Annotated in this window: 8 protein-coding genes and 1 tRNA gene; 4 read left to right on the plus strand and 5 right to left on the minus strand. The window is 44.4% G+C overall.

Annotated elements, in window-relative coordinates; genetic code table 11:
* Positions 1-85: 85 nt before the first annotated feature.
* From V7Q33_RS23470 to V7Q33_RS21100, 4 genes are all read right to left on the minus strand, one after another.
* Positions 86-376, minus strand: a complete 291-nt coding sequence (locus tag V7Q33_RS23470; RefSeq protein ID WP_414693474.1) for a GIY-YIG nuclease family protein — start codon at positions 374-376, stop codon at positions 86-88.
* A gap of 32 nt (positions 377-408) precedes the next feature.
* Positions 409-482: transfer RNA gene (locus V7Q33_RS21090), tRNA-Asn, on the minus strand.
* Between the two features lie 98 nt (positions 483-580).
* Complete coding sequence (locus V7Q33_RS21095; protein ID WP_333821174.1) at positions 581-1573, minus strand: polysaccharide deacetylase family protein; 993 nt, start codon at positions 1571-1573, stop codon at positions 581-583.
* A 136-nt stretch (positions 1574-1709) separates the two neighbouring features.
* Positions 1710-2471, minus strand: coding sequence for a S1/P1 nuclease (locus V7Q33_RS21100; RefSeq protein ID WP_331982473.1), 762 nt, complete (start codon positions 2469-2471; stop codon positions 1710-1712).
* A gap of 193 nt (positions 2472-2664) precedes the next feature.
* Here V7Q33_RS21100 and V7Q33_RS21105 point away from each other — a divergent pair, with 193 nt between their 5' ends.
* Together V7Q33_RS21105 and V7Q33_RS21110 are read left to right on the plus strand one after the other, a co-directional pair.
* Positions 2665-3468, plus strand: a complete 804-nt coding sequence (locus V7Q33_RS21105; RefSeq protein ID WP_331982470.1) for an RMD1 family protein — start codon at positions 2665-2667, stop codon at positions 3466-3468.
* Between the two features lie 126 nt (positions 3469-3594).
* A complete protein-coding gene (locus V7Q33_RS21110) occupies positions 3595-7716 on the plus strand; it encodes a hybrid sensor histidine kinase/response regulator transcription factor (RefSeq protein ID WP_333821175.1) in 4122 nt (1373 codons plus the stop codon).
* Between the two features lie 228 nt (positions 7717-7944).
* On the opposite strand, the gene V7Q33_RS21115 is transcribed toward V7Q33_RS21110, so the two are convergent.
* On the minus strand, positions 7945-8121 hold the full coding sequence (locus tag V7Q33_RS21115; protein WP_333821176.1) for a hypothetical protein: 177 nt from the start codon (positions 8119-8121) through the stop codon (positions 7945-7947).
* A gap of 132 nt (positions 8122-8253) precedes the next feature.
* On the opposite strand from V7Q33_RS21115, the gene V7Q33_RS21120 reads away from it, so the two are divergent.
* Both V7Q33_RS21120 and V7Q33_RS21125 read left to right on the plus strand, forming a co-directional pair.
* Positions 8254-11109 (plus strand): TIM-barrel domain-containing protein, encoded by a 2856-nt coding sequence (locus V7Q33_RS21120; protein ID WP_333821177.1) that lies wholly within the window; start codon positions 8254-8256, stop codon positions 11107-11109.
* Positions 11110-11177: 68 nt separating this feature from the next.
* A partial coding sequence (locus V7Q33_RS21125) for a carboxypeptidase-like regulatory domain-containing protein (RefSeq protein WP_333821178.1) occupies positions 11178-11806 on the plus strand: 629 nt, incomplete at its 3' end.

Below are 11806 nucleotides of genomic sequence, written 5' to 3' on the forward strand. Positions count from 1 at the left end.
TAACAAAAAAAGCCACCGGTCTGGTGGCTTTTGCTCCCCCTGCTGGACTTGAACCTCCCGATATCTATCGGGACTGATTAACAAGTCAGATGCTTGCTTCGTTTTTTATTTTCTGTACGAGCTCCGGGTATTTCTTGAGATTACGAATGAACACACTGCTTTTTTTCGCTTTAATAAGCTTCTCAAGTTTTAATGCATGATGCTTATCGGTGCAGGGTATAGTTAGGAATAGCTCCCAGGGAATTCCTTTAGCGGTAAACTTTAAATTGCTAATAGGATTGTTGTGTTGGTCCATCCGTTGTTGCAAGTTCTCAGTCATGCCAATATAGAATCTGTTGATTCGCTGTGAAATCAAAATGTATACGCAATAGCTCATAACAAAAAAAGCCACCGGTCTGGTGGCTTTTGCTCCCCCTGCTGGACTTGAACCAGCGACCCTCTGATTAACAGTCAGATGCTCTAACCAGCTGAGCTAAGGAGGAATTCGTTTAAATTTGGGAGTGCAATATTACGGAGTTGTGCTCTAATTTTCCAAAACTTCGTGAAAAAAAGATAAGGAATATTTTTCCTGCCACGACCTCTATTTAAGCTTATTCCTGCGCTCTTTTACTTCGCGCCAAGTGGTGAGGATAAAGCCTTCTTTTTCAAGGAATTTTTTCAACTCCGGGTCGATCATCGCCAGCAAATCACCTTTGCGTGTTTTGCCCGACTCTGAAATATATCTGAAAATTTCTGATGGCGATGTACAATGCATAATCACCATCGTGAGACCGGGTTTCACCTGCCTGATCGTCTCAATGTATTTGCTGGTTGAAAATTTTTGTAACGCTGCATCGGTTTGTTCTCCTGCCGGGTATTTCCAATCGTAGCTCAGGTTGTGGAGGTCATCCAAAACGGGTAGGCCTGCATTCCAGAGATTTTCTCCTGTTTGTCGTAGGTAAGAAACAAAAGCCGGAGGCAATTGCGCACTGATCATTGTATTGTGACCACCTGGGAGCATCACAGGAATTTTAGTTTCCATACCAATCTTGATATAGCGTTCCAGAAATTCAGGCTTGGCAAACAGTGTACCCATATGCGAGTCGAGGTGTGTAGGTTGAAAGCCCATAGCCTGCGCACGAGCAAGTTGCGCGCGTATCTCTGCCTCCACTTCATCGGCAGTAGCATGTGTAGTCACATCCTCTACCGATGGCCAGAAAGCTCCTTCACTGTCTACCAGACCAGGTGCAGCAGGTTTGCCCGTCAATGGCGACCAGCGATAGTCCCTCCATTCGGAAGTTAAGGTGAGGTGAAGACCTGCATCGGTAGCAGGATGGTCTTTTAAGTAATGAACAAAACCCGACACCCACGGACAGGGCATCATTACACTTACCGAAGTGGCTACACCTTTTTCGAGTGCGCGTATTGCTCCCTGGTTTGAGTCCCACGACATACCGGCATCATCCACGTGTAGTATTAATACACGCGCTCCTTTGGGAAAGCCGAGTTTTTCCGCATAAGTGGGTTGCGTGTAGCCTAGCCGTGCCAGGGCAAATAAGAGTATTAGGGATAGTAAAAATTTAAGGCGGGTCATAGTCTCTGTTGGATTATCCTTTAAGATCGGAAAAAGAAACAGATCACGCCAGAGAAAAAGATTGATGGGAAGTATAGGGGAGTTCAGGTGGTAAAACAGGTTCGTTAGAAGTATAACGAACCATGCTTGTAATTTTCTATCCGTAGATCTCATTCAAAATACCAGCCAGTCGTATGCCAGCTTGCAAGAGACGGTCGCGCACAACGTGATAGTATTTATAAGAATATCCGTAGCCCAGTTTACCAGCTCCGACATCGTATACCTGCTTGCGATATCCCATGCTTTCGTATGCCCAATCGCGCACCGAAGAATTTTGCCAGCCCGTAAGTTGTGCAGGCGTAGGCTTGTCGAGCGACTGTGCAAGCTCGGTATAGCTTAATTTAGTATCGTCAATCATATCACTGTCCCAAACACGGTGCAGGTTACTGTCAACGCGAAACCACATAATCTTCACATCATTACCGCCACGATCGTTGCCACCGCCCACATGCAAAGGCTGGTGAATATCGCCAATAAGGTGTATCAGCATTTTAACGCGCTCCGCTTCTTCCTTGCCGGTAAATTTTTTTGATTTCAGCTCGGTAATAATGCGCTCAATGGTTTGAATTACATCGCCTTTCGGATTCTTGGTACTTTGCTCATAGGTCTGTCCATCCTGAATGGTAACCCAGTGCCAGTCGGCAGTATAATCGTACGTAGAGTCTGAGCGGATTTCATCCATCCACGTGCTGGCAATGGCAAGCGATTGGCCGTTCAAAATCCGGTCGAGTTCCTTCTTCGCTTTTTTATTCAGATATTTTTCCGCGATCCAGCCTGTGGCACGGTGGCCGGTTTGCCCCCAGGCACCGGCATATCCATAGCTCAGGGTTAATACAAAGAGTATAAGTAATTTTTTCATTTGGGTTTGTTTAAAAACGCGCATTCCGTTGCTCTGAGATTAAGTCGCAAATCTCGATTTTAAAACAAGTTTTCAAACATCCTTTACATAAAAGATGTATTAACTATCTATTACCCGGTTTGGCCGGGGATGGGTGTTTTTGAACTTTTGAAACGGTAGTATTCTTTTATCTTTAGTATAAAGAATGATATATATGCCGCAACCGGTAAAACTTTCTGCATTTCTTGTAGCTAACCAATTGGATATAAAAGGGATCAAAGCCTTTCTGGATATTAAACCGCTGGCCGATTCCTCATCCGAGCTATATTATCATTTTGGTGGCGGCAAATACCAGTTTTACTTTAACTACGGTGTGGTAGTGTTTGCCGGTTATAATGAAGATGAGATGAAATGGGCTGTCAAAGCCATTGCAGCGTTTCAGAAAAGCCCTTCGTTGAACTGGCTTCGTGATGACCATGAATTGCTATGCGAAGAAGGCCGTAGCGACATTGCTTTTGATTTCGACCGCGTGGTGGTAGGAAGATTAAACGATCGCGTGATCCGCATTGCCATGTTCAACCTGGCGCAGTCTGTGGCGCTGGATTACTACCACGGCGTAAGTGAAACGCTGCTCACGGAAGTAAAAGGTTTTGCGAATCAATTAGAGCTTACGGGCAAGTTGAAAATCAGCCGCAACAACATGATGCGCTTTATTGGCAAAGCCCTGAATACGCAAAACGAGATTGCCGAAAACATCTATATTTTCGATGCACCTGACCTGGTGTGGGATGATGAATACCTGGATAAACTTCACCAGGGATTAATGAAGCATTTTGATCTCCGCGTGCGCTTCAGTGAAATAGAATATACGCTGCGGATTATTGAAGATAACCTCTCTGTTTTTCGCGAGATCATCAACCAGCGGGAAAGTAATTTACTGGAATACATCATCATTGTTTTGATCCTGGTAGAAGTGTTTGATCTTTTGATCACAAAGATTCTAAAGCTTGCCGGGTGATGGTTGCTTGTTACAAGCTTACCATAAATCAGAAAGCCGTTGTGTTGCGCATTTTTTGTGAAGTTAAATAGAGCCCTTTCCGTAAATTGCACACTGATGCGGACCGGGATTAACAGAAGTTTTTTTGTGAGAATAACGTGGATACTGCTCTTCCCCGTTTTGGCTTTCGCACAACCGGAGCCCTATCAGTTTATGCACGTAGACGTAAACGATGGACTGTCGCATAATGAGGTATGGTGCTTTCTGAAAGATCGTCAGGGTTTTCTTTGGATTGGCACAGCATCGGGCCTCAACCGGTATGATGGATATTCTTTCAAAATATTTCAGCACGACTCGCGCGATTCTTCCACACTTAACAACAGTGCGATTCAGGAATTGTTCGAAATTCCGGACGGTCGTATTGGTGTACTGACTTCAGGAGGATTGAATTTGTACGATCCCGGTACGGAGAGATTTCAGTCTGATCTATCGTCATTTTATAAGTCGTTGAGTATACCGGAAGGTGCTTTGTCAGACGTAATAAAAGACAATGCCGGCGATTACTGGTTCATTCATGCTACTTCAGGATTGATCAAATATGTAGCGGCTACCCGACAGTCGGTTTCCATTCGTCATAATCCACGTGACCCCAATAGTATAGCCACCGATTCAATATCCTTTTTTGCACAGGACAGGCACGGCAACAACTGGATTATACATGCCAACGGTATACTCGAACGCATTGAGGTGAACGGAGCCACACACACAGTAGCCTATCGCAATACATCATTATACCAGGCAAATCACGGAGCACCTTGGCAATACCGCCTGCTGGCCGATGAGGATGGTGACCTGTGGATATATGTTACTAATGATGCACAGGGTATATATTACTTCAATGTAGCTACCAAAGCATTCAGACATTTTCATAAAGACAGCCCCGTAGCAAAGCTGAACAATAACATTGTGCGCAGTATAGTGCAAGATAACCAGGGAATGATCTGGGTAGGTACAGATCACGGGGGAATAAATGTGATCAGTAAAAAAGATTATTCCATTCGCTACATCGTTCATCGCGATGACGATGAGAGGAGTTTGAGCCAGAATAGCATCAATGTATTGTATAAAGATAAAGAAGGAATCATCTGGGCAGGAACATATAAGAAAGGGGTTAGCTATTATCATGAGAATATAATTCGCTTTCCGTTATACAGACATTCATCAGATCCGACAGGCTTACCGTATGCAGATGTTAACCGGTTTGTGGAAGACGACAAAGGCAATTTATGGATCGGCACGAACGGAGGGGGACTCTTGTATTTCGATCGCGCTTCGGGCAGGTATACACAGTTTCGATACAATCCTTCCAATGTCAATAGTATAGGAAGTGATGTAATTGTGAGTCTCTGTATTGATCATGAAAAAAAATTGTGGATCGGTACATATTACGGCGGACTTACTTGCTATGATGGAAAGAGATTTATCCGTTACAATCACGACCCGGCCAACCCGGCAAGTTTGTCGAACGAAAGTGTGTGGGAAATATTTGAAGACTCCCACAACAGGCTTTGGATCGGCACACTGAGTGGCGGTTTGAATCTCTTCGATCCCCGTACACAAACCTTCTCACACTATCGCGCCAGCGATATCAATTCAGTAGGTGCGGATTATATAGCAGCCCTGACCGAAGATAAACGTGGTAATCTCTGGATCGGAACAACACGCGGTGTAGATATACTAAGCCGGGAGCGTGGCCGCTTTCTTCATTATGAAAGTGAGAACAACAATCCTAAAAGTCTTAGCAACAATAACGTGCTCGATATTCGCGAAGACTCCAAAGGAAGAATATGGATTGCTACATCGGGTGGCCTTAATTTATATGATGAGAAGACCAATACATTTAAAGCGTTTACAAAGGAAGATGGCTTGCCGCACAATACCATATTAACCATATTGGAAGATGTATCCGGAAATATCTGGATGAGTACGCCCAACGGTCTTTCCCGCATGACGATCGCTGCAGATGCCAATGGCAAAGTGATCTATAAGTTCAAGAATTACGGAGAAGCAGAAGGCCTGCAAGGCAAGCAGTTCAATGAGAATGCTGCCTGCAAAACATCGCGTGGCGAGCTGGTGTTTGGAGGTGCCAACGGGTTTAATATCTTCAAACCTGCGGAACTGGGTTTAAACAAAAATATACCGCAGGTTGTATTTACAGACTTCCAGTTGTTCAATAAAAGTATAAGACCTCAGGATGCCAGTGATGGAAAGATATTGCTGGCAAAAGATATTTCGCAGACATCGGAAATCAGCCTTCCTCCTGACAAAAATGTTTTCTCCATTGAGTTTGCTGCACTCAATTTCATTCATCCGGAAAAGAATAAATATAAATATAGGCTGGAAGGCTTTGATGCCGAGTGGCTGAGTGTTGATAGCAAATCAAGGAAAGTTACATTTACCAACCTCGATCCGGGCAACTATACTTTTCGTGTAAAAGCTGCTAACAACGATGGTGTATGGAACGAAGTAGGAGCAAGTCTGCATATTACAGTGTTGCCTCCATTCTGGAAAACACGTACAGCTTTGGTGTTATACTTTATGATGATCATTGGCGGCCTGCTTATTATACGCAAGTTGATACAGCAGCGTGAAAAAATGAAGTTTACTATTCAGCAGGAGCGCCAGGAAGCAATGCACATGCACGAGTTGGACATGATGAAGATAAAGTTCTTCACCAACGTGAGCCATGAGTTTCGAACACCGCTTACGCTGATTCTCACACCACTGGAGAAAATTCTCAGGCAAACGAAGGATGCCGAGCAACGCAATCAATTTCAATTGATCCAGCGAAATGCCAAACGATTACTGAACCTTGTAAATCAGTTGCTGGATTTCAGAAAGCTGGAGGTGCAGGAGATAAGATTCAATCCCTCCGAAGGAGACATTATATATTTTATCAGAGAGGCAGTGTATTCATTCTCCGATTTATCGGAGAAAAAAGATATCAGGCTGCAGTTTGAATCTGCAATTAATTCTATAGAAACCATTTTCGATCAGGATAAGCTGGAGAAGATATTATTTAATCTGCTTTCCAACGCATTCAAGTTTACGCCTGAACATGGCGCTGTAACGGTACGGGTAGCAGAAGAGGTGGAGCACGAAGATCGTTGGCTACGCATTGAAGTGGAAGATACCGGTATAGGTATAGCCGCCGATAAACAGGAGAAGATCTTTGAACGCTTTTTTCAAAATGAACTGCCAAAAAGCATGGTGAACCAGGGCAGCGGCATTGGCTTATCCATCACCAAAGAGTTTGTTAAAATTCATGGCGGCACAATTGCGGTAAGCAGCGAGCCCGGTAAAGGAAGTTGCTTCACAGTGCGGCTTCCACTTCAGGAAGTGATAACGCATGCCGAGGTTTCCGAGACTCCGGTAATGGAATCAGCAATTCCAATGAATGGTGCCGAAGTGCCTGAAGAAGTAGAATTGATGCAGGCAAAGAAGCCGCTGCTGCTGTTGGTGGAGGACAACGAAGATTTCAGATTCTATTTGAAAGATAACCTGAAACTCGATTATCAAATCCTGGAAGCTCCCAATGGATTAGAAGGCTGGAAGAAAGTAGAGGAGGCATTGCCTGATCTGATCGTGAGCGACATTATGATGCCAGAGATGAACGGCATCGAGCTATGTCGCAGGGTTAAGTCAGATCAGCGGGTGTCGCACATACCGGTTATTCTGCTTACGGCGCGTGCTGCAGAAGAGCAAAAAGTGGAAGGCTTTCAGTTGGGGGCCGATGATTATATTACAAAGCCTTTCAACTTCGAAATACTGGCATCGCGAATTCAGAACCTGATTGCCCAGCGTGAAAAATTCCAGAGATCATTCCCCAGGCAACTGGATGTAAAGGCCAGCGAGCTGAATATCACACCGCTGGATGAAATATTTATTCAGAATGCAATCAAGTGTGTGGAGAAAAATGTCTCCAAAGCTGAGTTTTCGGTAGAAGATATGAGCCGTGAATTAGGAATCAGCCGTGCACATTTGTACAAAAAGATACTTTCCCTTACCGGCAAATCTCCGCTGGAATTTATCCGCACCATTCGTTTACAGCAGGCTGCTCAGTTGTTGGAAAAAAGCCAATTAACGGTTGCTGAAATTGCCTACCAGGTAGGTTTTAATAACCCCAAGTACTTTGCCCGCTATTTCAAAGAGCAATACAGTGTGTTGCCGTCTGCCTACGCATCCGGAAAGCGGAGGGCTACAGGGTAAACCTGAAAAAAGACATTATATTCCTATATCTAAGCGATTTCATGACCATCGGCTTGCCCAGGAGTTAGTAGTTTTGGCTCTAACCCGGATAAAAATGTCGCAGGATAAATTGAAACGGCTTGGCAGAATTATGCTGGCGATAGAGATACTGATTTATATCGCGATAGCCGCATCGTTGTCATTCATTATTTTATATTAGTTCTCACCCGAATTATAAATCCATTTCATTTAGAATTTTTGGCCACTGTCAGGGGAGGGTGGTGATGTATTCGTCTTGGGTGCAAATGGTGCACTTGGATTATTTCCGTTGCGCAGCACGATGGTTATCATTTCTTCTTTCTTAATAAAAAATGAATAGGCTGCAGGTTGCCTGTCAAGCCGATCAAAGCGATTTTGACCAGTCATTTGCAACATTTTGATACCCTGCAAACACGTTTAAGCCTCTACGAACAGACAATTCAGTACCCTTTTGAGGGCTGTTAGTACCCTACCTTTATTGCAATCGATTACGAGAATTCTGTCTCGGAAACCGGTTGCATGAAAGATTTATTTTATAGAATGAAAAAAGTAGTACTAGCAAACATTATTTCGCTCGCTTTGTTATTAGGAGCCTGCTCTACCAAAAAGACATTTGAGAAACTGGAGGACGGTGTGGTTGTGCATCTCAACGATGGCCTGGGAGCCAAACAAGTGCGCCTGCAGGTAATTTCTGACGACATTATTCATGTGACGGCTACGCCGGCCGACACGTTTTCACACGCGCAGAGCCTTGTGGTGCTTCCGGAAGTAAAAGGAACATCATCCTGGAAATTGGAGGAATCTGCTGATGCACTAACCTTGCTCACCAAGTCAGTACACGCCAGGATTTCTTTAAAGACTGGCGAAGTTTCTTTCACCGACTCTACCGGACAAGTAATTCTTCAGGAGAAACAAGGCGGAGGCAAGTCATTCACCCCGGTTACAGTTGAAAATCTGAAAAGCTATGCGATCAGCCAGGTGTTTGAATCGCCAGCCGATGAAGCTTTCTATGGTTTGGGAGGACATCAAAATGGCCAGATGAATTACAAAGGCCAGGATGTTGAGCTGGTGCAGCAAAACATAGTGGATGTAATCCCTTTTTTATATTCCAGCAAGAATTACGGTTTGCTGTGGGATAATTACTCTATCAGCAAGTTTGGCGACCCGCGCGAATATCAGCCTCTCAGCTCTTTGAAGCTCTTCACAAAAGATGGCAAAGAAGGAGGTCTTACAGCAGACTATTATGTTGAAGACAAGATCAAGGAAAGCAAAGTTGAGAACAAGATTGACTTCCAATACCTGGAAACACCGCAGGTTGATAGCTTCCCCAAGGATGTTTCGCACAAAGGCAAAATAGTATGGGAAGGTTCTTTTACTTCCGATGCTGCAGGTCTGCATAAATTCCTGATATACTCTTCAGGTTATATCAAGATTTGGATTGACGGTACCGAAGTGTTGAACAAGTGGAGACAGAACTGGAATCCATGGACGAATAAATTCAACGTTGATATCAAATCAGCAGGTGAAAAGCATGCTATTAAAATAGAATGGACGCCAGACGACAGCGGATACCTTGCAGTTACACACCTCGATCCGTATGCCGCAGAAGATCAAAATCGTTTGTCATTATCAAGTGAAGTAGGAGATGAGATCAATTACTACTTCATCAAGGGTAAAAATGCAGATGATGTGATCAATGGTTATCGCAACATCACGGGCAAGGCGCCCATTGCACCGAAGTGGGCAATGGGTTTCTGGCAAAGCCGTGAACGTTATACCAATCAGAAAGATCTGATCGATGTAGTAAAAGAATATCGCAAGCGCCATATACCACTCGATAACATTGTACTCGACTGGCAGTATTGGGAAGATCCCAAATGGGGTTCACACGAATTTGATCTGAAGCGTTTCCCTAATCCAAAAGGAATGGTCGATGAGCTTCATAACAAGCTGCACGCTCAATTAATGATCTCTGTTTGGCCGAAATTCAATAAAGGCACCGAGAACTATGAGGAGATGCGCAAAAACGGATTCCTGTACATGCATAACATTGAGAAGAAAAGAAAAGACTGGGTAGGTATAGGATATGAATCTACATTCTATGATCCGTTCAATCCCGAAGCAGGAAAACTTTTCTGGAAGCAGATCGACAAGAATCTGAATTCTATCGGTATTGATGCGTGGTGGCTGGATGCTACTGAACCTGATATTCATTCTAATATTTCTATAGACGAACGCAAAATCAACATGAGCACTGCGATGGGCCCGGGAGCAAAGTACTTCAATGCCTATTCGCTGATGAACGCAAAAGGTGTTTATGAAGGTCAGCGCGCGTCAAGCCCTGAGAAGCGCGTGTTTATCCTTACCCGTTCTGCATTTGCCGGACAGCAACGGTATGGCGCTACTACTTGGAGTGGTGATATCGTATCACGCTGGAGCGATCTGCAGGATCAGATTGCGACCGGTATAAATTTCTCCCTGAGCGGTATACCATATTGGACGATGGATATTGGTGGTTTCGCCGTAGAGAAACGTTTCTATAACCTCACAGGAGAGACATTAAACGAGTGGAGAGAATTGAATACACGTTGGTTCCAGTTCGGAGTATTTTGCCCGGTGTTCCGCTCACACGGTCAGTTCCCGTTACGCGAGATATATAACATCGCTCCGGAAGGAACTGCCGAGTACAACAGCCTGGTATACTATGATAAGCTGCGTTACCACTTACTGCCCTATATCTACTCCCTTGCAGGACACAGTTATTTCAATAACTCTACTATTATGCGTGGTCTTGTTATGGACTTTAACGCCGATAGCAAAGTTCATAACATTGCCGATGAATATATGTTCGGCCCGGATCTGTTGATCAACCCGGTGCATACTTTCAAAGCCAGAACACGCCAGGTGTATTTGCCTGCTACTACAGGTTGGTATGACCTGTATACCGGTAAGTATTTCGATGGCGGCCAGACCATCGAAGCAAGTGCTCCACTCGACAGAATCCCGGTATATGTAAAAGAAGGTTCTATCCTTCCTGCAGGTCCGGAGATACAGTATACTTCCGAAAAATCGGCCGATCCGCTTACGCTCTATGTATATGCCGGTAAAGATGCATCCTTCACATTGTATGAAGATGAGGGCATTAACTACAATTACGAACAAGGTAAATACAGCACAATACCGTTTACGTATAATGAATCGACCAAGACCTTAACAATCGGCGATCGCCAGGGAAGTTACCAGGGCATGCCTGAAAAGAGAACAGTTAAAATAGTTTGGGTTAACAAAGATCATGCTGCCGGGGTGAGCTTCACGGCTCAGCCCGCGCAGGTGATTGAGTATACCGGTAAGACAGTGAGTGTAGTAAGTAAATGAGAATTCAATTTCCGTGAAGAGCGGAACTGGAGATAAACAAGAATAATAGCTAAACCAAAAATTAATCTATGATTAAAAAAGTCTACAGAAGCATGTGGTTCACTGCTGTGTGTTTCTTCCTGGTAGGATTGGTTTCCGCACAAGCGCAGAAACAGGTTATATCAGGGAAAGTGACGGATGCGGCCGGTGCGCCGCTACCGGGTGTGAGCATCCTGATTAAAGGTACCACAATAGGTACGAGTTCAGACGCTGAGGGGAATTACTCTGTTGAAGCTAGTCCGAGCGATGTGTTAGTAGTATCATTTATTGGGTATAAAACTAAAGAAGTACCTGTAGGTAGCCAGACAAAGCTGGATGTCCCTATGGAAGAAGACATCGCTACACTACAGGAAGTTGTAGTAGTCGGATATGGTGAGCAGAAGAAGGCTTTGAACACAGGTGCTAACCTGCAAGTGAGAGGTGAAGACCTGATGAAGCAGAGCTCTACTAATGCTTTGCAGGCATTGCAAGGTCAGGCTCCTGGCGTGCAAGTCACTTCTACCTCCGGGCAGCCAGGCGAAGCGATGAAAGTTACGATTCGTGGTGTGGGTTCTACTATTGGTAACACCCCGCTATACGTTGTGGATGGAGTGATTACAAGCGACATCACCTACCTGAACAACGGAGATATAGCTTCATTGACTGTTTTGAAAGATGC

Source organism: Ohtaekwangia sp., assembly GCF_036786105.1.
Classification (GTDB): domain Bacteria; phylum Bacteroidota; class Bacteroidia; order Cytophagales; family Cyclobacteriaceae; genus Ohtaekwangia.